The sequence below is a fragment of the Bradyrhizobium sp. 21 genome (assembly GCF_023073335.1).
In the GTDB taxonomy this organism is placed as follows: domain Bacteria; phylum Pseudomonadota; class Alphaproteobacteria; order Rhizobiales; family Xanthobacteraceae; genus Bradyrhizobium.
In genome coordinates this window covers 99,819-119,366 of sequence record NZ_JADPJG010000017.1, presented here as the reverse complement: position 1 = coordinate 119,366, position 19,548 = coordinate 99,819, and the positions used below count along the sequence as shown (strand labels likewise).

Annotated in this window: 19 protein-coding genes; 2 read left to right on the top strand and 17 right to left on the bottom strand. The window is 63.3% G+C overall.

Translation table 11 applies throughout. The features are described 5' to 3' along the window. Positions 1–2 precede the first annotated feature (2 nt). The 17 genes from IVB31_RS18880 to IVB31_RS18800 form a co-directional block, all read right to left on the bottom strand. Positions 3–1,208, bottom strand: coding sequence for a class I SAM-dependent methyltransferase (locus IVB31_RS18880; RefSeq protein ID WP_247325020.1), 1,206 nt, complete (start codon positions 1,206–1,208; stop codon positions 3–5). Further along, entirely contained in the window at positions 1,201–2,418 is a 1,218-nt protein-coding gene (locus tag IVB31_RS18875) for a class I SAM-dependent methyltransferase (RefSeq protein ID WP_247325019.1), read from the bottom strand. The genes IVB31_RS18880 and IVB31_RS18875 overlap by 8 nt, the downstream gene beginning before the upstream one ends. A gap of 188 nt (positions 2,419–2,606) precedes the next feature. Next, a complete protein-coding gene (locus IVB31_RS18870) occupies positions 2,607–4,895 on the bottom strand; it encodes a hypothetical protein (RefSeq protein WP_247325018.1) in 2,289 nt (762 codons plus the stop codon). Between the two features lie 2 nt (positions 4,896–4,897). Beyond that, positions 4,898–5,881 carry a lysylphosphatidylglycerol synthase transmembrane domain-containing protein gene (locus IVB31_RS18865; protein WP_256464329.1) on the bottom strand — a complete coding sequence of 328 codons (984 nt, stop codon included), beginning with the start codon at positions 5,879–5,881 and terminating at the stop codon, positions 4,898–4,900. Positions 5,882–5,940: 59 nt separating this feature from the next. Beyond that, on the bottom strand, positions 5,941–6,519 hold the full coding sequence (locus tag IVB31_RS18860) for a WbuC family cupin fold metalloprotein (protein ID WP_247325017.1): 579 nt from the start codon (positions 6,517–6,519) through the stop codon (positions 5,941–5,943). Beyond that, positions 6,497–7,162, bottom strand: coding sequence for a class I SAM-dependent methyltransferase (locus IVB31_RS18855; protein WP_247325016.1), 666 nt, complete (start codon positions 7,160–7,162; stop codon positions 6,497–6,499). The genes IVB31_RS18860 and IVB31_RS18855 overlap by 23 nt, the downstream gene beginning before the upstream one ends. Before the next feature lie 25 nt (positions 7,163–7,187). After that, the gene (locus IVB31_RS18850; protein ID WP_247325015.1) at positions 7,188–7,580 is read right to left on the bottom strand and encodes an LIC12192 family sporadic carbohydrate cluster protein; all 393 of its coding nucleotides are present in this window, start codon (positions 7,578–7,580) and stop codon (positions 7,188–7,190) included. Continuing rightward, positions 7,573–8,379 (bottom strand): sporadic carbohydrate cluster 2OG-Fe(II) oxygenase, encoded by an 807-nt coding sequence (locus IVB31_RS18845; RefSeq protein WP_247325014.1) that lies wholly within the window; start codon positions 8,377–8,379, stop codon positions 7,573–7,575. Before IVB31_RS18845 ends, IVB31_RS18850 begins: the two co-directional genes overlap by 8 nt. After that, positions 8,376–9,494, bottom strand: a complete 1,119-nt coding sequence (locus tag IVB31_RS18840; RefSeq protein WP_247325013.1) for a DegT/DnrJ/EryC1/StrS family aminotransferase — start codon at positions 9,492–9,494, stop codon at positions 8,376–8,378. Before IVB31_RS18840 ends, IVB31_RS18845 begins: the two co-directional genes overlap by 4 nt. Then, positions 9,484–10,590, bottom strand: coding sequence for a DegT/DnrJ/EryC1/StrS family aminotransferase (locus tag IVB31_RS18835; RefSeq protein ID WP_247325012.1), 1,107 nt, complete (start codon positions 10,588–10,590; stop codon positions 9,484–9,486). The genes IVB31_RS18840 and IVB31_RS18835 overlap by 11 nt, the downstream gene beginning before the upstream one ends. An 8-nt stretch (positions 10,591–10,598) precedes the next feature. Beyond that, positions 10,599–11,558: a transketolase C-terminal domain-containing protein gene (locus IVB31_RS18830; RefSeq protein ID WP_247325011.1), complete on the bottom strand. Its 960-nt coding sequence runs from the start codon at positions 11,556–11,558 to the stop codon at positions 10,599–10,601. A 10-nt stretch (positions 11,559–11,568) separates the two neighbouring features. Next, a complete protein-coding gene (locus IVB31_RS18825; protein ID WP_247325010.1) occupies positions 11,569–12,417 on the bottom strand; it encodes a transketolase in 849 nt (282 codons plus the stop codon). Then, positions 12,414–13,442, bottom strand: a complete 1,029-nt coding sequence (locus IVB31_RS18820) for an aminoglycoside phosphotransferase family protein (protein ID WP_247325008.1) — start codon at positions 13,440–13,442, stop codon at positions 12,414–12,416. The genes IVB31_RS18825 and IVB31_RS18820 overlap by 4 nt, the downstream gene beginning before the upstream one ends. Beyond that, positions 13,439–14,050 carry a hypothetical protein gene (locus tag IVB31_RS18815; RefSeq protein ID WP_247325007.1) on the bottom strand — a complete coding sequence of 204 codons (612 nt, stop codon included), beginning with the start codon at positions 14,048–14,050 and terminating at the stop codon, positions 13,439–13,441. Before IVB31_RS18815 ends, IVB31_RS18820 begins: the two co-directional genes overlap by 4 nt. 5 nt (positions 14,051–14,055) lie before the next feature. Then, on the bottom strand, positions 14,056–15,057 hold the full coding sequence (locus tag IVB31_RS18810; RefSeq protein WP_247325006.1) for an SDR family oxidoreductase: 1,002 nt from the start codon (positions 15,055–15,057) through the stop codon (positions 14,056–14,058). A gap of 22 nt (positions 15,058–15,079) precedes the next feature. Beyond that, positions 15,080–16,651, bottom strand: a complete 1,572-nt coding sequence (locus tag IVB31_RS18805) for a PfkB family carbohydrate kinase (RefSeq protein WP_247325005.1) — start codon at positions 16,649–16,651, stop codon at positions 15,080–15,082. A gap of 83 nt (positions 16,652–16,734) precedes the next feature. After that, on the bottom strand, positions 16,735–17,760 hold the full coding sequence (locus IVB31_RS18800; RefSeq protein ID WP_247325003.1) for an SDR family oxidoreductase: 1,026 nt from the start codon (positions 17,758–17,760) through the stop codon (positions 16,735–16,737). 161 nt (positions 17,761–17,921) lie between these two features. On the opposite strand from IVB31_RS18800, the gene IVB31_RS18795 reads away from it, so the two are divergent. Both IVB31_RS18795 and IVB31_RS18790 read left to right on the top strand, forming a co-directional pair. After that, entirely contained in the window at positions 17,922–18,509 is a 588-nt protein-coding gene (locus IVB31_RS18795; protein WP_247325001.1) for an SIS domain-containing protein, read from the top strand. A 49-nt stretch (positions 18,510–18,558) separates the two neighbouring features. Further along, positions 18,559–19,545, top strand: coding sequence for a lysylphosphatidylglycerol synthase transmembrane domain-containing protein (locus IVB31_RS18790; RefSeq protein ID WP_247325000.1), 987 nt, complete (start codon positions 18,559–18,561; stop codon positions 19,543–19,545). Positions 19,546–19,548: the final 3 nt, after the last annotated feature.

Here is a 19,548-nt window from a genome sequence, read left to right as displayed (position 1 = left end):
TGCTAGGATCCCTCGAAGCGCTTCCGGATGACGAGGAAATGCGCCGGCTGTCCCCAGGTGTTGATGAACGCCTGGTCGGATTGGGTGAGGGCGGTGACTGCGGACGCATCCCTTCGCCCGATCGCGCCAAAGATACGATGGAAACTGTCGAGGGTCGCAATGATGGCGTCGATGTCGGAAGCATCGTCGGCGAGGATATCCGTCGTCCGTATCGTCTCACGCAGCGACGCGAGGCTCGCGATCACACGGGGCAGGCTGTCGCCGATGGGATCGTCGATCATCCCATCGACATCGAGAACCAGTGCCTCGATCGAAGCCGAGATCGCGTCGACCGCTTCGGTCCTGCCGGCCAGATAGAGCTTCCGTCCGCCGAGAAAGCTCAAACGGCTGCGGCCGAGGTGGCGCGTCGCTCGCCGCAGCTTCTCGTCGTCGGACAGGACCTTCTTGTGCCAGTAGACGTCCAGGCCGTCGCGATAGGCTGGCCACGCCGAATGGATATCGAATCCCTGCTCGTGCGCCGCCGTACACAAGGCTCCCGCGTCGAGGAAGTAGCGGTAGCGGACGAACGGATTTTCAAGCACGTCCATCAGCCAGGATTCGAAGCTGCGCGTGTGCGGAATGCTGTTCCATTTCGCGTCGAAAAGCATCTTCGCCGTTTCGAGCCCGGGACGGCCCGTCAGCGCCTTGCCGGCCGCATGAATCGCCTTGAGTGCGAGCTCGAAGAAGCCGCCGTAGCGCTCGTAATAGGAAACGACGGCGTAACCGTCCGGATTGAGCAGCCGGTGAAAGATACCGAGCCAATTTTCAGTCGGCTGCACCGTGTAGATGAATCCCTCGGCATCGATGATGTCGAAGCGACGATCGCTGCGAAATCCTTCGACATCGGACGATACGAGTTCACGCAGACGCTGTGCTTGGCTGAAATGCGCGAAGTAAGCCTGGATTTTCGCGTGCGCATGCCGGTTCGGCTCGGCGAGCGTCATGTTCGCTCCCCAGCCCGCGAACACCAGCGCGTTCTCGCCGGAATCAGGGCCGAATTCGAGCACATCGGCGTCGCGGAACAATCGCGGCGGCAACACCAGCTTGTCCGAAAACAACTCGCGCCGCAGGCCGGCATAGGCGCCCAGTTCGGCGGCGGATTTGAAATTCCCGAACGTGGGCAGGACGTCCTGACGTTCGTAATAGTTGAAGAGCTTGTCCTCAGCCATGCCGCGACCCTGCGGCCGCCTCGAGACGATCGAGCTCGCTCCAGATGTCCGAGGGCGCGAAGATCGAAACGATGTGGAGCGGACGCTTCACGTTCTCGCGCAGCCGGCTGCTGACCTTGTCTTCGTTCTCCTGGTTCACGGCCAGAAGGCAGACGAGCGGATCCGACTTGCCGGCGAGGTCCTCCGGGGAGCGGATCGGAATGCCGGTGCCGGGCAGGAACAACCCCTGGCGCTCCTTCTGGTCGTCGACCGAGAGATCGACGAGATCCGCGAGTTCGTGGGCGTTAGTGAAGGTGCAGGCGCGGCAGCCGGCGCCGTAGATGGCGATCTCGGCGCCGTCGGCGCGGGCCTTGGCGAGGATCGGGCGGAGCCGCGCGCCGTACTCCCGTGCGAGCCGACCGAATTTCTCGCCGACGCCGGACGGCGCGGGCGGCGGCGTCACCTCACGCGTCGCGCGGCGCGCCGCGATTGCGAGGCTGCCGCCGCTGAAATTGTATTTCTTCACCGACACCGCCTCGAAGCCGTGGCGCGCCAGCAGCGCGAGCAGCGTCGGCTCGGTGAAGTAGCTGACGTGCTCCTCCCACAGAACCGAGAGGTCGCCCGCCGTCGAGCCGGGTGCGAAATCAGGCACGTCGATGAACAGCAGCCCGTCCTCGCTGAGTGCGATCTTCACGCAGTCGAAAAAGTTCTCGAAATCGACGATGTGCTCCAGCACCTGGCGCGAGACGACGAGGTCGAATTTGCCGGCCTCGGCGACCGCGTCGTGACACAGCGCCGGGCTGATCATGTCGGCATAGACCTTGATGCCGCGCTCGCGGGCGATCTTGCCCGACACCGGGTTGGGCTCCACGCCCACCAAAACCTTCGCGCCCCGTTCACGAAGCTTGTCCATGAACAGGCCGTCGTTGCATCCGATCTCGAACACGGATTGATGGCTCGAGAATTTGGCGATGGTATCGAGCTCGTCGACCTGGTGCGGCTCCGGCTTCCAGCTGCTGAAATTGTAGTTGAACTGCCGGTACAGGATGTCGGGGTCGATCGGCTTGACGATCTGGGGCAGGCCGCACTCGCCACAGGCCAGCACCTCGAACGGATAGCGTTCGTCCTGCTCGTCCCGGCTGTGCCGGAGCCGATGTGCAATCGGCATCTGTCCGAGGTCGATAACCGGACGCAGGTTGGACGAATGGCAGAGGCGGCAATGGTCGGTCACGGGTCTGGCTCTTTGCAGGAAAAGCGAGGGAAATCGACGCCCCGGGAGTGATGCGCGGCGTAGTTGAAGCCTATATCGCGCTAGAGGCTGTGCCACAATTCTTAAGTTGCGTTGCCAAGCCTCAATCCAAGGCATCAACCCAAGGCGTCGATTCGTCAATCTCGAGCACAATGCCATGGGCGTCAGCCTTAGTGGCACTGGCCCAGATATTCGAGGACCGCGAGATCTCCCCGCTTGCCGTTCTGGGGCAGGCGGTGCTTGACCACCTCAAATGGCTCCTCGCCATAGGCTTCCCGGTAGATCTCCTTCGATCTCAACCTGAGCGTTGCGATTCCCGTCGTAGCTTCCGGGCTCACCAATTGATCCCCGTTCCTCCACGTCAACATCCAGTAGTCGGGGGTCTCGCGATAGACGGCAAAGCGTTTCGCCAACTCGTCCGCTTGAAACAGATCGGAGAAGCCGTTGAGCCAGAAGTCGCAATTCCCCTTCTGGACATAGAACAGCTTCACGCCCAGCGATCGGAGTGTGGCTTCCGCAGCATCGGCGCTCCCCAGTGCGATGCTCTTAAAGTTGCGCGCCACGTCGCTCTGATAAGTATGAATGATCTTGCCTCGCGTGAGCAGCGACGAGAAATAGCAGGGCACCATCGCTCGATAACCGTTGAGGGCGAGAATGCGATCAGTACCCGTCGCCTGCTGCAGTTCGTCGCACCGACGCCAGTCGAGGCGCACACGAGGCATTTGCTCGAGCGGGCTTCCGCGTACAAAAGCTACGGTCCCGTCGCCAACGAAACTCTGCCAGGGAACCGCGTGAACGACCGAAGCGCAGGCCAAGACGATCGTCAGGACCGCAATGTGGGGAGCGGCACGTCCAGTGAACGAGGTTGGCAGCAATCGCCACGCGACCGTCAGTCCCCAAAAGGCGATGGCAATGGTCGCAATGGGGATAAGTGCGTTCATATGAATCGACAACCTGATCAGGCTCGGAATCTGCAGGGTCGAGTCGAGGAATCGAACGCTGGCGAGATAAGCGACCAGGATAAAGACCCCCGCCGTCAAACCCTTCGGTGCGGGCCTCGAAGCAAAGGAGCGCGTGGGAAACAGCCTCGCGTCCACGAACGCGACAACGAGAAGGATCGTTGCAAGAAGTACGGCGGATTTGACGATTGTCTTCACCAGCACGACCGCAGCGCCCCATCCAACTTTCATGGAGAAGTCGCTCACGCCCAGCGATTGAGACAGCACAAAGTAATCGAGGATGTCGAGGCTGCCGAACTGTGAAAAACGGCTCTCCGATACGACGTGCCGGAAGATCGAGTATGGATTGGTCGCGGGAATTCCGAGGTAGAAATAATTGACGGCAAAGATCAGGATGCACCCGGCGGTCGCTCCCAGCCCGAGCATGACGCTCGTGATGAAACCGGATCGATCGCGCTGGAGCATTTTGGTGAATGCGCCCAGCGCGGCGATCAGGCCCATGAACGCCGCATAGAGCGGATAGGTAACAGCCAGGGCCAAGCCACAGATCCCAGCGCCGAGACCATCGCGGCCCTTGGAAGGTCCGCTGACGACGAGCAACGCGTAGAAGAAGAATGCCGCCGTCTGGAGGTGGTATTTCCCAAACTCCATGATGTGGAGACCGGGGTCCCAGGCGAGGCCGAGGACGGCGATGCCGACCGCGACTGGCGCTGCTGCGCGGTCCCATTGAGGTCCGAACGTCTCCAAGGGCACCAGCATCCGGCAGAGCTCAAGGATGACCCACCCGATTGCGGCATAGTAGAGAAACGAAACGATCTGGGTCAGCTGAGGAGGCAGGAATGTCGCCAGCAGCAGGTGCAGGCCGTTGCCGTGGCCAATCTCGAAATCGGAGAAGATGGGATTGTCGGGGGCGAGCCAGATGCTGTGGTTCCGCGCGACTTCCGCGAGATAGGGCGCGTAGAGCTGCTGGACGTCGGTCGAGATGACGTCAGGCATTGCAGCGCGATCGAGAAATACCATCGCCAGGACTGCGAGGCCGACTAGCGAGACCAACCACAATGCATAGTTCGTCACGATCTGCGACGGCATTCTGAAGCTGCGCGTGTCCCACAGCAGGATTGCCAGCATCGCGCCGAGAACGAGCTGCGCATACAGGATCGACAATGCACCGAATGTCAGGCCGGCCAGGATGAGGGTCGACGCGCCGACGAAGAATTCATCGATCCGCCGGGCGGCCACGTGCTTGATCAGCGAATACGTCACGCGCCCGGTGGCCATCACGATCCACCCGAGATAGGGCGTCAGCGCAATCCAGGCGACAATGTAAAATCGCGTCGTCCAGCCACCGTCGAAAATCAGGGCCCGGTAAGTGCCGCTCCGGTTCAAGCACCAGATGGACAGCGCGGCCGGCGCAAGGATGAGAACGCGCCACCACAACGCTCCAATGAGGGAGTGGAGGCGCGAAATTCCGATGGCTTGATCTTGTCCGCTGCTGCTCATTGCTAAACCGGCGCGGCGTCGGCCGGTTCCGCAACCGCCTGCACCTTGTCCGAGCTGAAGTTGGCGCGCTCCGGTGCGACGAGCCACACCAGGCCGCCGAACAATCCAACGATCAGGCCGCCGAGTCCGAGGAGAACCGATATCGCGAGTGCCTTGTCGGACGCGATGCCCGCCAGGCCGAGCGCCGCAACCATCGCGCCTTCACGGACTCCCCATCCTCCAATCGAGATCGGGACCGCCGACGACAGAATGACCAGCGGGACGAGGACGAATGCGTCAAGTGCGGACAGCTGCGCGCCCAGTCCGATCCCAAGGACGTAACAGGCTGTGACCGTCATCAGATGGATGACGATGGCGGACGCGATCAATGTCATCCGCCCTTCACTCGCCAGCAACGGAGCTCTGACCAGCATCACGAATTGCACGATCTTGGCCGGCAGTGCCGCGACCACGCGAGGCGGCCACCAGCTCAGCGTAACCAGGGTGATCACGCCGAGACATGCGAAGGCAAGTACGGCCATGATGGCGAAAAGCAGTGAACTGTCGCTGACGCGCGGGAGCAGGAACGGCATTCCCGCCAGGATGATGACGACGAGAGCCAGCATCGCGAGGAAACGATCGGCAACGATGCTGCTGATCGTCTGCGACCATTGCTCTCCGTGCCGCCGCAGCAGCCAGATGCGTACGGCATCACCGCCCGCGGGCATCACCTGGTTGAAGAAGGTGCTGATGATGAGGATGCGCCATCCCGCCAGCCAATCCAGCGAGACCCCCATCGCCCGGAGAATCAGGATCCATCGGTGGCAGAGCATGAAGGTTTGGGCGAACAGCAGCAGTACTGACAGCGCCAGCATGGTCACATCGACGGCGAGAAGATCGGCCTTCAGCGACCAGAAGTTCTGGCCACGCATGATCAACACGAGGATGCCGATCGAGACGATGAACTTGAGCAGGGTAACCAGTGCTTTCGTACCAGGCAGCTTCATCGGCTAGGTCGTCCTCGAACGTTCAAGGCGGGATAGTCGAGCAGTGATGGTCGCCGAAATTATTGTCTCGCCAGCCTCTCCGTGGCAAGCGCACCAACGTTCCCGACATAGTCCCGGACAGCAGCAGCATCGCTGCCGTCGGGAGCCCAATCGGGAAATGCCGTGCGGGAGGGATCGAACGGGCCGGCGGTGGTTTCGTGAAACACCAGCCACTCCGAGGTGATCAGGATCGAGTGAAACACCTGTTCGGGCATCCGGTAGTAGCAGCGCTTGGCTTGGCCGTAAGGCGCCATTTCGAGCACGTCGCGAATTTGACCGTCATCTTCGAAGATCACGACCTGCGCGGTGCCCTCAATGACGTGGAAGGATTCCGGTTTACCAAAATGCTTGTGCGGCCGCACATAGGCCTCGCGATGATGCACGATCAGCATCTCGTGCAGGCCGGACGAAGGATCGGGATGCGTGCACAGCCGGCTGCGCAGGCGCGGGTTGCCGGCGGCGATGCGCTTCAGTTCGGCGATCGTGGCGTCATCGGCCGTGACGATGGCGTCGTCCGAATAATACACTTCCGGATTTTGCGCGCGCAGTGAGCTCGGCCGGCGCAGGCCCGTTGCTTCATTCGAAGAAGATGAACCCATGGTCGCCCCGGTACCCGCATTTGTCGTAGATCCAGGCCCAGGTTTCCGGACCGTGGAAACTCAGGCAAGTCAGCTGCCAGTAGAGCAGGTTTGCCTTCTCGCGCTCGTCGCGGAACGATTCCACCATCAGGTATTTCGAGGCGCCGCGCCCGACCCGCTCGATCTCCGACACCGCGCGGAAGACGTCCTCGAGCGGAAGATTGTGGAGCACGCCGAGCGACACCACGAGATCGAAACTGTGGTCGGGGTAGGGGAGATCGACGGCGCTGCCGACCTTCAACTGCGACCGCACCTCCTCCTTGGCATTGGCGATGCCATAGTCGGAGATGTCGATGCCGGCGACCGTGAGGCCGGGCACGAGCTGGGTGAACTCATAAAGCAAATAGCCCTTGCCGCAGCCGACATCGAGCACGCTCATGCCGGGCTTGATGCCGTAGCGATCGATCAGGGTCTGGGCGAGCGGGCGCCAGCGTCCATCGTAGCGGTAGCCGCCATAGCCATAGCGGCGGTCGCCGTCCCAGTAGTCGTGTCCCCATTGCCGCGCGACGGTGGCGGATTCCGCCTTGTCGTGCTCGACCACGCGCTGAACGTAGTTCCGCTTGGTCGATGCGTGCATCGGCTGGAGCAGGTTGATCTCGGTCATTGTCCCCAGCCGGTCCGCGGCATCGTCACAGGATGGTCGCGAATTTGTTGACGAGCAGGATGTCCTCGACGGCTTGGATGCCGTCCCGCGACGACAGCGTGATCTCCTCGACGGCCGCGTGCAGGTCGCAGCCCTCGCGCAGCACGCGGTCGTAGATCTCCCGCCGCCGTGCCTCGTCGGGCGGCAGCATGAAGATGCTGTAGAGAATCAGGCCGTGTAACCGCGGCAGCTCGTCCAGGATGTCCTCGAGCACCATGTAGCTGCCTGGCATGGTGTGCTCGGCAGCGCTGAGCAGATAGTGCAGGTTTTTGCGCCGCGCGTAGTCGCGAATCACGATGTTCTGGACGTGCTGCGGGGTGCGGCTGCCGTTCAGCGGCCGGGCGCCGATATAGCCGCGATGGCCGGCTCGCTCAGCCATGGAAGCCTCCCGGCAGCTTGTATTGCATGCCGACGCGCGTGGCCGGGCGCAGCAGGATCGGTTCGAAGAACTCGCCGAATCGCTTGTCCGCGTAGGGCGACATGATGCTCTTGAAGCGGCAGTTCATGCTCCAGCGCGTGCCGGCTTCTTCGTTAACTCGATTGCCGTGCATCAGGGTCTGGTTGAACAGCATCACGTGACCGTAGGGAATCTCGATGAAGGTCGCGTGCGGTTTGATGGTCTTGTACAGCTCCTCGGCGCTGCGTAGGCTTGCCATCCGGTCCTGCATGTCGCCGTTCAGGGACGGCGGCAGCAGATACATCGATTTGCTACGGTGGACGTCGACCAGGGGTACCCACACCACGACCTCGAACGGCGAGTCGCCCGACCAGACGTCGGAATGGGTGGCGAGCAGGGACGAGTCGTCGCCGGGGAGCTGGATACTGAGATTGACGCGGCGCTGCATGCAGAGCTCGTTGCCGACGATGGTCTCGATCGTCGAGCGCGCCAGGCGGAAATAGGTCGGCCGGAACCAGGGTTCGGCGTTGAGGCCGTTGAAGACGTGCAGCCGCAGGCCGTTGAGATCATCCACGCCCACCCGCGTGTGGACGGTGTCGAGCATCTCGTAGGGATCGTTGCCGTGCGGCAGCTTCAGATAGTCCGCCGCGAGCTCGGCGGCGCGCCGCTGGATCCGGTCGAGCCCGGCGCGATCGTCGGCCGGTGTGGTGACGAAGCCGTCGTCGATGAAGCGTTGCGCCAGCGCCTGCTCGTCGGCTCCGAGGAAAGCCGTGTCGCTCATGCAAAATACTCCCGGGAGGTCGCGCAAACATAGCTGATATCGGAGGCCGAGAGGAACTGGTTGATGGGGAGCGTGAGGATCTGATCCGCCTGCCGCTCGGTCACCGGGAACGCGCCGCGACCGTGACCCAGATGCGCCGCCGCCTCCTGGAGGTGGATCGGGACCGGATAGTGGATCGCGGTCTCGATGCCCTTGCCGGCAAGATATTTCTGGAAGTCGTCGCGACGGTCCGTCTGCACGACGAAGGTGTGGAAGGTGTTGAACTCGATGTTGCGGCAGGGCGGAATGAACAGGGGCAGGCCGGCGAGTTCGGCGCGGTATTGGGCGGCGTTGCGACGCCGGCGTTCGATGACAGAGGGCAGGTGACGCAGGCGAATGCGAAGCACCTCGGCCTGGACCGTGTCGAGGCGTGACACGATGCCCCATTCCTGGACGTCACTGCGATTGATCAGGCCGTGATTGCGCAGGCGGCGAATTCTCGCGGCAAGCTCGGCGTCGGCGGTGACGACGAAGCCGGCGTCGCCCGCGGCATTGAGGTTCTTCAGCGGGTGGGCGGAGAAGCAGCCGAACGTTCCGATGGTCCCGCTCATCCGACCGTCATAGGTCGAGCCGACCGCCTGCGCGCTATCCTCGATCACGGCGAGAGCGTGCTTTTCGGCAATCGCCATCAGCGGGCTCATGTCGGCCATGCGTCCGGTCAGGTGCACCGGCATGATCGCCCTGGTCCGCGGGGTAACGGCAGCCTCGACCGCGGCGGGATCGATATTCTGGTCCGGCAGCACGTCCGCAAACACGGGCGTGGCGCCGACGGTGATGATCGCGGCGGTTGACGCCACGAACGAATTCGGCGGGGTGATCACCTCGTCGCCGGGACCGATGTTGAGCGCCCTCAAGGCGAGGATCAGTGCGTCGGTGCCGGAATTCAGCGTCACGACATGCGGTGAACCGAGATAGGTGGTGAGCTCCTCTTCGAGCTTCGCGACGGCCGCGCCGCCGATGAAATCGCCGCGCTGGAACACGCCCTCGACCGCCTGCATGATCTCGCCGCGCTCTTCCTCGAACTGCGCGGGAAGATTGACGTAACCGATGCGCCGGCGGCCGGTGTCAGCGTCCATGGCAGAACTTCCGAACGGTCTCGATGACGCGGTCCTGCTGGGCGCGCGTCAGATGCTGGTCGACGGGGAAGCTGATGACTTCCGTGGCGTGGCGGTCGGTGACGGGGAAGGTACCCGGCGCGTAGCCGAGATGCTTGAGGCCTTCCTGCTGATACAGCGGGATGGGGTAGTGGATCTTCGCTTCGATGCCATTGTCCAGGCAGTATTTGTAGAGCTCGTCGCGGCGCTCGGCGAACACCATATAGAGATGGTAGACGTGCTTCACGTTGGGCCGGCGCGGCGGCACGCGCAGGCCGGGCAGGCCGGCAAGGCCCGCGTCGTAATAGGCCGCGTTCTCGATCCGGCGCCGGGTGATCTCGCTGGTCTGGCCGATCAGCCAGTTGCCGACCACGGCCTGGAGGGAATCGAGCCGCGAATTGCAGCCGAGGATCGCGATCTCGTCGCGATTCTTCATGCCGTGGTTGCGGATCAGGCGCAGCTTCTCGTTCATCCCGTCGTCATTGGTGACGACGACGCCAGCGTCGCCCCAGACGTTGAGGTTCTTGAGCGGATGCAGGGAGAAGCCGGCCGCGATGCCGTGGGTGCCGGACCGCTTTCCGGCAAACTCCGACAGGATGCCCTGGCAGGAATCCTCGACGACGGGGATGTTGTGGCGCTGGGCGATCGCCATCAGCTTGCCCATGTCGACGACCTCGCCGGTCAACTGCACCGGCATGATGGCCTTGGTCTTCGCCGTGATCGCGGCTTCGACGTAATCGACGTTCATGCAGAAGGAATCGTCGCAGTCGACCAGCACCGGCGTCGCGCCGGTTTCCGCGATGGCGCCGACGGTGGCGATGAACGTGTTGGCGGCGGTGATGACCTCGTCGCCATGGCCGATGCCGAGCGCCTTGAGCGGCAGCTTGAGCGCATCGGTACCCGATCCGACGCCGATGGCGTGACGCACGCCGATCAGTTCGGCAAAGCGCCGTTCGAATTCGGCGACCGGCTTGCCCAGGGTGAAGTCACCGGTCGCCACCAGTCGGCCGATCTCGGCCAGGATCGGTGCCGGGTCGGAGAATTGCTCGAGCAGATAGGAATATCGAACGTCGTGCATGGGGCCCATCAGGTGGAATGAAGTTGAGGAGAGGAGGTGTGCGACGCCGCGAGCGTGCGCTCGATCGAGGTCGCAATGGCGTCGGCGGAAAGTCCGTGCTTCTTCAGCAGCGAGTCCTGCGAGCCGTAATTGTGCATGAAGCGGTCCGGCAGCGACAACCGCAGCATTGCGGGCAGACCTGATCCGAGCTTGTCGATCAGCGTCTCCGCGACCGCGCTGCCGAGGCCGCCGGAGGGCACATGCTCTTCCAGTGTCACCAGCAGACGGGTGGCGCGCGCCGCCTGCAGCAAGGCTTCGGTATCCAGCGGCTTGACCGTATGCATGTGCAGGATGCCGGCGCGAATGCCCTGCGCGGCCAGCAGGTCGGCCGCAGCGAGTGCGCGCTGGAGCATGATGCCTGTCGTGACCATGACGACATCGCCGGGCGGCCGCATGAGGATGGCCTTGCCGATCTCAAATCCGTGCTCGGCCTTCGAGACGACGGCGTCGCCGCCCTTGCCGAGCCGAATGTAGATCGGCCCGGTCCAGTCGAGCGTCTGCTCCATCAGCCGCGCCGCCTCGTCGGCATCGCAGGGGCAGATCACCGTCATGTTCGGCAGCGCCCGCATGATGGCGATGTCCTCGATCGCCTGGTGGGTGGGGCCGAGCGGCGCGTAGACGAGCCCGCCGCCATTGGCAATCAGCCGCACCGGCAGATTGTGCAGGCAGAGATCGACCGCCACCTGCTCGTAGCAGCGGCGGGTGAGGAATGTCGCGATGGTGTTGACGTAGGGCACGAAGCCCTCCATCGCGAGGCCGGCCGACATGCCGATGATGTGCGCTTCCGAAATGCCTTCGATCAGATGGCGCTTGGGAAACTCCTTGCTCATCGCGCGCAGCGTGCCGGCGCCTGGATCGGAGCCGATGTAAAGCACCCGCTCGTCGCGCGTGGCGAGCTTGTGGACCATGTTCATCGCGGTGTTGCGCATGGGGAGCCGATCAAAAATCGCCGACGGCGACGCGGATGGCGTCGAGCTCGCTGTCGGTCAGCTTGTTCTTGTGATGCCAATCGGCGTTGGATTCCGCGGCCGGCAGACCCTTGCCCTTGACGGTATGGCAGATGATCGCGGTGGGTTTTCCAGGAACGGCCGGGACCTGCTTCAGGACGGTGCGCAGCGCGCCGACGTCGTGGCCGTTGAGTTCCTGCACGGCGAAGCCGAAGCTGCGCCATTTGTCCGCGAGCGGCTCCAGCGGCAGGACGTAGTCGGTAGGCCCGTAACTCTGCAGCTTGTTGTAGTCGATCAACGCGACCAGATTGTCGAGCCCGTGCTTGGCCGCGCCCATGGCGGCTTCCCACACCGATCCCTCGTTGATCTCGCCGTCGCCGAGCAGAACGAAGGTGCGGTAGGAGCGCTCGCGCATGCGTGCGGCGAGCGCAAGGCCGACGCCGATCGACAGGCCGTGTCCGAGCGCGCCGGTCGACGCCTCGACGCCCGGCACCATGCCGTATTCGGGATGTCCGCCCAAAATGCTGTCGGGGCCGCAGAAACCGTCAAGCTCCGACAGTGGGAAGAAGCCGCGGTCGGCCAGCAGCGCATAGAGCGCGAGGCAGCCATGGCCCTTGCTGAGGATGGCGCGGTCGCGCTCGGGGTGGCGCGGATTCTTCGGATCGATTCGCAGCACGTCGTCGTAGAGTACGCGGACCATCTCGATCAGCGACAAGGCCGGACCGACATGTCCGCGTCCCGCGGAGCGGACAGAGCCCAGGACAAGGCGGCGCAGATAAAGACTGCGCTCGTCGAGCGTGCAGGTGAGGGCGGCTTCAGCGTGGGGCGAGATCTGGATCACGTCGGCGAATCGCTTGTGCAAATCGTTTGATGGAGCCGGCGGGCTTTGTCGAGCTGACCGGCAAGGCGGATTGTAAGATCGCTACCTTGCGCAGCCATTGCGCGCCGGGAGCGGCTTTCCGGCAAATAGGCATTCAGCACGATCAGGCACCAAATCGCCGCAAACAGAGGATACAGTACGTCACGGCGGATCGCAAACGCGTCATCGCTCGCTTCGAAGGTCCGCGACAGCCGTTCGATCAATCGATTCGCGCTCGCCTCGGGCAGATCGCTGCCGGGGTGAATAGCGGTGTCGGACACGAGCTTGACCGGATCGTCCCAGCCGAAATATTCGAAGTCGATGAATCGCAGCCGGCCGTCTTCGCCGCGCAGCGCGTTGTGTAGTCCGAAATCGGACGGACTTAGCGCGCGATGGGCGGGCGCCAGATCCGCCGCGGGATCCCGCCCCAGTTCCGCGTAGCGGCGGCGGAGCTGCCCAATCGCCGCAGCAGTGCTTGGAACCAGGCTGCCTTCCATGAACGCGCGCAGGTCGGGATGATCATCCGAGGCCTGCCTCAGTCCGTCCAGGCGCTGCTCGTACTGGGCGATGGCGGCTTCGGGCGAAAAGATGCTGGCTGAGGCGTTCCGCAAATTCTGCGCGCCTTCGGCGTTGCGCAGCTTCTGCAGCTCGATCAGGAAATCGGCGAGTTGGTCGGCATCGTCGGCCTGGGGACGCAGCACCGCGGCCTCGCCGTCGAACCATTGGTATAGCGCGCAGTACGCATCCGCGTCCTTCGCGACCGCCCGCGGCGTCGACATGATGCCGTGGTGCGAAAGAAACAAGAGCGCGTCATATTCCTGTCCCAGACGGTCGCGTCCGTCGGACGGATAATGCTTGAGGGCGAGGGGCGGTCCCTCCGCCATCTCCAGTCGAAACACCCTGTTGTTGCCGCCCGACCGTGCCGGCTGGACGGCCGCGACCCGCGCCCCGGCCAGGCGGCTGCCGATCGCCATCGCATCCGGCGCGCTGATGTCGGTCCCGCTCATGCCGCAAACACCTCGCGGCGGATATCGGCCCATGTCGCCATCGGCTTGCAATGGTCGGGGTGGGGAGGCTGCGTCCGCGTGAACAGGATCGATCGCGTGGCCTTCGGAAAATGCGGTTGCTCGAAGACGTCGACGAGATCGTCGATGAAGATATCGAGCTCCAGGCTCGCAAGTCTCTCGACCTTGGCGGCAAGCGTGTCCTCGAAATAGACGTCGCCGATGGCCAGCGCCGCATCCGCAGCGTCGATCAGGCGCGCTCCCCGCAGCCAGCCGCGCGCGGCGTCACGCAGGTCGGTGCGGTCGGGGTCCTGATGGCCGAAACGAGTCTTGTGGCTGACGATGGAGACCTTCGCGCCGGCCTGCCTGCACGCCGCCAGGAATTCCCGCACCCCCGGATAGATTTCGGCGCCGCCAATTCCCTTGCCGTAGACGAAGCCTTGCAGCCCTTGCCAGGCAAGCTCGCCGCCCGCGCGGGACCGGAGATGGTCCCGCACGTCCGTCTTCAGCCCTTCCCACCCCTCCGGCACCAGCCCACGCTGACGTGCCACGGCGGCAAAGACCTTGTCGTAACAGACGATCGTGTTGTCGAAATCGATGCCGATCCGCACGCCGCTCACTTCAGGCTGATGTTCTGCATCATCTTGATGTTGAAGTACCGGGGGTCGTTGAGCGAGTTCGGCAGGCGGCCGCCCTTGAAGGCGTCCACGAGGCCGGACACGGCCTGCTCGATCGTGTGGGTCGGCGCGAAGCCGAGCTCGCGGCGGATCTTCTCCGAAGAGACGTGGTAGGAGCGGAGATCGTCGGTCGGCTCGACGACGACATCGACATTGCTGCCGACCACCGACTTGACGATGTCGGCGATCTTCATCAGCGAGTGGTTCTCGTAGCCGATATTGTAGGTCTTGCCGTCGATCTTCGCGTCCTCCTGCTGCAGCAGGAACAGATAGGCTGCGGACATGTCCTCGATGTGCAGATTGGGCCGGCGCTGCGTTCCCCCGAACACGCGGATGCGGCCGGTGTTGACCGCGAGATTGGTCAGGATGTTGACGACGACGTCGAGCCGCTGCCGCGGCGCGTAGCCGCAGACGGTGGCGGGACGAACCGTGCAGGCGACGAACCCGGACGCGGCCTCCTCGGCAAGGTCGGTCTCGCACATCGCCTTGAACTTCGAGTAGTCCGTGAGCGGCTCGCAGGACAGCTCCTCAGTCACCTCGGCCTCGTCCTTGATGCCGTAGACGCTGGACGAGGAGGCGTAGATGAAGCGCTTGATGCCCGCCTTCTTGGCGGCGCGTACCATCGGGCGGAAGCAGTCGTAATTGATGGATTTGCCGAGTCCCGGATCCAGCTCGAACGACGGGTCGTTGGAGATGCAGGCGAGGTGGATCACGGCGTTGTTGCCGCGCAGGGCCTCGTTGATCGCGGCTTCATCGCGGATGTCGCCCTTGATCAGGCGCAGATTGGGATTGTTGCGGACGGCATCGAAGACGCCCTCGCCATACATGAACAGGTCGAGCACGGTGACCTTGTGTCCGGCCGCGAGCAAATGGGGAACCAGCACGCTGCCGACATAGCCGGCACCACCGGTGACCATCACATTCCATTTTTGATCAATCACTGTCGTTCTCCAGTATTTGCCGTTACTTCAACAACGCAGTGACGAACTTGACCAGCGGCACCTTTTCGACCGAGCTGCGGTGGCCGACAATCCCGACCTTGATCGCGCCGGCGGCGTTGCCGATGAAGGCGACGTCCTCGATATTGCCACCGGCGGCGACCAGCGGCGCGGTGATGGTGAGGAAGGCGTCCCCCGCGCCGACGGTGTCGACCACGGTCTTGGTGAAGGCGGGAACGCGCGCGACGCCGGTCTTCGACGAGAAGGGGTAGCAGCCGAAGGAGCCGTGCGTGATGATCATGTTGTCACAGTCGATTTTGCTGTGCAGGCCGGCCTCGATCACGGACGCGATGTCGCTGAACTTGTCGGTTGCCGCAAGACGCGCCTCCGGCGCGTCGATGCAGATGTAATCGGCGCGCGGATATTTCGTGATGAGATTGTAGCCGTGATTGCCGCTGTTGCTCTGGGCATTGACCGCCAGGAACTTGGCATTTGCGTTCAGGGCATCGATTGTGCTCGGGGCGATCATGCCGTGACCGAAATCGGTGACGATGACCACGTCCCCGCCGCGAACCCGTTCTGCGGTGACGCGGTCGATCTCCTTCCGCGCGGCCTCGTCGAGCGGCGTGTCGTCCATGGTGTAGACTTCGAAAAGCTTGTGCAGATAGCCCAGCTCGACGTAGCGCAATTTGCGGGTCGTCGGACGTCCCTGAAGGCGGATCGGCGTCAACGTGACATTCGGGCGGACATGCGCGCGGATGAACTCTTCGGGGTAGTCGTTGCCACCCAGCGTCGTCACGATCTCCACCGACTTGCAGAAGCTCGCGACATGGTTCGCCGCGGCGATGACGCCGCCGGCAAACTGCTCGCCGTTCTTGAACAGCGTGGCGACGATGTTTTCCTTCGAGGCCTTTCCGAGCGCGGTGACGTACTGGTATTCGTCGATGATGGTGTCGCCGACCAGCACGACGTGCATGTCCTGCACCTTGTCGATCAGTTTCAGCAGGCGCTCGGCGCCGCCACCTTCTCGGACCTTCTGCAGATAGTCGCGCAGTGGAGGATCGTAGATGTCGAAGTAGCGGTTCACCAGCGACGAGGAGCTGAAGGTCACGTCGCGCGTGAACACGATGCGTCCGCCGTGACGCTCGACGGCGTCGCGCTCGGTCCGGATCTTGCCGGTCACGTCGTCTTCGGGGTTCTCGTAGTCGGAGCCTTTCACGTAGATGTCCGGCCGCACCGTATCCAGGATCGGCTCGGCACTGGAGGTGTGATTGATGCCGACCCAATCGACGTTCGCGAGGGAGGCCAGCATCTCGGCCCGCATGTTTTCGGGGAAGATCGGCCGGCCCGGCCCCTTGTTGACGTAACGGTCGGAGGTGATCGTCACCATGACGACGTCGCCTTCGTTACGCGCCGCCTGGATGTGCCTGATATGGCCGAGATGCACGAGGTCGAAGACGCCGTGGCAGAGCGCAACCGTCCGGCCTTGCGCTTGCGCGGACCGCGCGATCTCGCCCAGTTCCTCGATTGTCTTGATCTTTTCATGCGTCGCCAGTTGGTCGGTCGACGCCGGATTGTCGGTCGGAAAATTACCCATGTGTATTATCCAAAGCGCCGGTCCGCCTTAGCCGGCCGGCCCGAAATTGATCGATTCGCGGCGACGTTATCTGGCGAACCTGTTCAATAGCTTGCGTTACGCGGCGTGCCCGACGCGTCGTTGTCGTCACCAAGATACTTGAACCAGTCCTTCGTGGCGTCCGCGATCTTGTCCACCGTCCACAGCGGTGCGTCCTTGTACTGGTCCATCGACGTCAGCATCGTCGCGACGCCGTCTTCGAATTTCACCTTGGGCGCCCATTTCAGGACCCGCTTGATCTTGGTGATGTCGGCATAGGTGCAATCGGGCTCGCCGGGGCGCTTGGGAATGTGGACCTTGTCGCCCCCGAGAAGCTCGACCAGCCGGTTGACACTATAGGTGTTGTCGGAGCCGACGTTGAAAATTTCGTTCGAGACCTCGGAGCTTGCAGCGGTCACGAAGGCGTCGGCGACATCGCTAACGAAGGTGAAGTCGCGGGTCTGCTCGCCGTCGCCGACCACCGTGAAGGGCTTGCCGGCGAGCTTCTGCGCCATGAACACGCCGAACACGGCGCCGTAGGTGCCTGTGGTGCGATGGCGCGGCCCGTACACGTTGAACAGGCGCAGCGCGACAGCGGGCAGCTTGTAGACTTGGCCCCAGTGCATGACGCACTGCTCGCCGAGATTCTTGGTGAGCGCATAGGGATACATCGGCCGGATTTCGGCGCTCTCCGGCGTCGGATAGGCGTCGGGAATTCCGTAGCAGGATGACGACGCGGCGTAGACGAAGCGGCGGACGCCCGCCTGCCGAGCGGCCTCGAGGACGTTGACCGTGCCGTCGACATTGGCGCGGTGATACGGGATCGGGGACTCGATCGAGGGAACGATGTCGGCCAGCGCCGCGAGATGGAAGACCCAGTCGATACCGTGGAAATACGGCCTAATCGATTCGAGGTCGGTGACGTCGGCTCGCACAATCTTCAGTCGCCCTGAATCGGCGCGCGCGGCCAGATTTTCGGGGCGCCCGATGACGAAATTATCGAGCGCAATCACCTCGTGGCCGTCGTCGAGGAGGCGGTCGACGAGGTGGCTGCCGATGAAGCCGGCGCCGCCAGTAACGATGCATTTCATAGGGAACATCCGTAGCGCGAATGCCCTGCGGGCGTCGCCAATGTTGAGTGAAACCCTGACGCCGACTAACAGTGGTTCGTGGGTTTTGCAAGCAATATACCTTTGCAATCCCTAGTAACAGTCGGTATGACGGCGTCATGTTGCAGTCGAGCCGCGAACCCATGCCTGCCGAGTCCGTCGATCGCGATCACAAGGCTTTCCTCGACGATTATGTGGGGCGTCTTCATCGCGCGACCGCGATCGACGACGGGGTTTTCGCCAGAATTTCCGCGACCCGCGCGATGTGGTTGCGCGCGCGCGAGCAGGGTGGTCGCGTCATCTTCATCGGCAATGGCGGTTCGGCCGGCATCGCCTCGCACCTCGCGATCGACTTGGCGAAGAACGCATCCGTGCCCGCCCTCTGCTTCAGCGATGCCAGCATGATGTCGTGCCTCGCCAATGATTACGGTTTCGAGGACTGGCTCGCGCATGCCGTACGGCTGAGCGCCCGCGCCGGCGACTGCCTGGTCGCGATCAGTTCGTCGGGGCGCTCGAAGAACATTCTCAATGCGGTCGCGCAGGCGCGGACGATGAAGCTCGATGTGATCACGCTGTCGGGCATGAACGAGGACAATCCGCTGCGCAATCTCGGCGACGTCAATTATTACGCCGACAGCCGCAGCTACAACATTGTCGAGACCACGCACCAGTTCTGGATGATGGCCGCGATCGACCTCGTCATTGGTCGCGCGGAATATCCTGCGTCCTGAGGCGGGGCATCCGATGCAGTCGCGGTTCAAGCAGGCGGCCCTGTTTTCGGTGAAGCTGCTGCTCTCGATCGCCGTGCTGGTCTACATCGCGCGCGGTCTCGACCTTCGCCAGTTGCGGACCCATCTCGTTTCCGTCGATCCCGTCATGTTTGGTCTCGCGCTGGCACTGATCTTCTTTCAGACCTTCGTGCTCAACGGCCGGTGGGAGCTGATCATGCGCGCGCTCGGCGTGTCGCTGGACTGGCTCGCCGGCTGGCGGATACTCATGATCAGCCTCTGGTTCAACCAGGTGCTGCCGTCGTCGGTCGGGGGCGACGCGGTGCGGATGTGGCTGCTGCGCCAGCGTGGCGTGCAGTGGCCGGACGCGGTCAAGGGCGTTGCGGCAGACCGTTTCACGGCTTTGATCGGCTTGATCGTGCTGATGGTGGCCGGATTGCCGTTCCTGATGTCACGCGTGTCGAATCAGGCCGCGATCCTGGCCATCGGCGGGCTGACGCTGGCGGGCGTCGCCGGTACCGTGGTCTTGTTGACGCTCGATCGTTTGCCCAAACGCCTCATCGCGCTTCCCGCGATCGCAAGCTTCGTCCGGTTCGGAACGCTCGTCAGGTTTCTTCTCCTGCAATCCGAGCGACGCGGTTTGCTGTTCGGATCGGCGCTCCTCATCCATCTCGTGACGGCGGTGGCCTGTTACGCCCTGGCGCGCGGCGTGGGGGCGCAGCTCTCCCTGCTGGATGCCGGCATCCTGATTCCGCCGGTGGTGCTGTTGACGGCTGTTCCGATCTCGATCAGCGGTTGGGGCGTCCGTGAGGGGGCGATGGTCGGCTGTCTGGGCCTCGCCGGCGTTCCTTCCGAGGAGGCGCTGTCGGTCTCGCTCCTGCTGGGGGCCGTCAGCGTGATCGTCGGTCTCGCAGGGGGCGTGATCTGGCTGGTCAGTCCGGAGCGCGGCTTGTATTCAGCGGACAAGGCGGCAAAGGCAGCGGATGAATCGCCGAACTACGGGCTGGCGAAGGCCGGGGAGGCATCGAGCCACCCTTGACTC

What these genes read in the sequence shown, in the direction of transcription:
- IVB31_RS18880 (WP_247325020.1), bottom strand. Translation starts at nt 1,208, where the DNA reads ATGGCTGAGGACAAGCTCTTCAACTATTACGAACGTCAGGACGTCCTG.
- IVB31_RS18870 (WP_247325018.1), bottom strand. Translation starts at nt 4,895, where the DNA reads ATGAGCAGCAGCGGACAAGATCAAGCCATCGGAATTTCGCGCCTCCAC.
- IVB31_RS18865 (WP_256464329.1), bottom strand. Translation starts at nt 5,881, where the DNA reads ATGAAGCTGCCTGGTACGAAAGCACTGGTTACCCTGCTCAAGTTCATC.
- IVB31_RS18860 (WP_247325017.1), bottom strand. Translation starts at nt 6,519, where the DNA reads ATGGGTTCATCTTCTTCGAATGAAGCAACGGGCCTGCGCCGGCCGAGC.
- IVB31_RS18855 (WP_247325016.1), bottom strand. Translation starts at nt 7,162, where the DNA reads ATGACCGAGATCAACCTGCTCCAGCCGATGCACGCATCGACCAAGCGG.
- IVB31_RS18850 (WP_247325015.1), bottom strand. Translation starts at nt 7,580, where the DNA reads ATGGCTGAGCGAGCCGGCCATCGCGGCTATATCGGCGCCCGGCCGCTG.
- IVB31_RS18845 (WP_247325014.1), bottom strand. Translation starts at nt 8,379, where the DNA reads ATGAGCGACACGGCTTTCCTCGGAGCCGACGAGCAGGCGCTGGCGCAA.
- IVB31_RS18840 (WP_247325013.1), bottom strand. Translation starts at nt 9,494, where the DNA reads ATGGACGCTGACACCGGCCGCCGGCGCATCGGTTACGTCAATCTTCCC.
- IVB31_RS18835 (WP_247325012.1), bottom strand. Translation starts at nt 10,590, where the DNA reads ATGCACGACGTTCGATATTCCTATCTGCTCGAGCAATTCTCCGACCCG.
- IVB31_RS18830 (WP_247325011.1), bottom strand. Translation starts at nt 11,558, where the DNA reads ATGCGCAACACCGCGATGAACATGGTCCACAAGCTCGCCACGCGCGAC.
- IVB31_RS18820 (WP_247325008.1), bottom strand. Translation starts at nt 13,442, where the DNA reads ATGAGCGGGACCGACATCAGCGCGCCGGATGCGATGGCGATCGGCAGC.
- IVB31_RS18805 (WP_247325005.1), bottom strand. Translation starts at nt 16,651, where the DNA reads ATGGGTAATTTTCCGACCGACAATCCGGCGTCGACCGACCAACTGGCG.
- IVB31_RS18800 (WP_247325003.1), bottom strand. Translation starts at nt 17,760, where the DNA reads ATGAAATGCATCGTTACTGGCGGCGCCGGCTTCATCGGCAGCCACCTC.
- IVB31_RS18795 (WP_247325001.1), top strand. Translation starts at nt 17,922, where the DNA reads ATGCCTGCCGAGTCCGTCGATCGCGATCACAAGGCTTTCCTCGACGAT.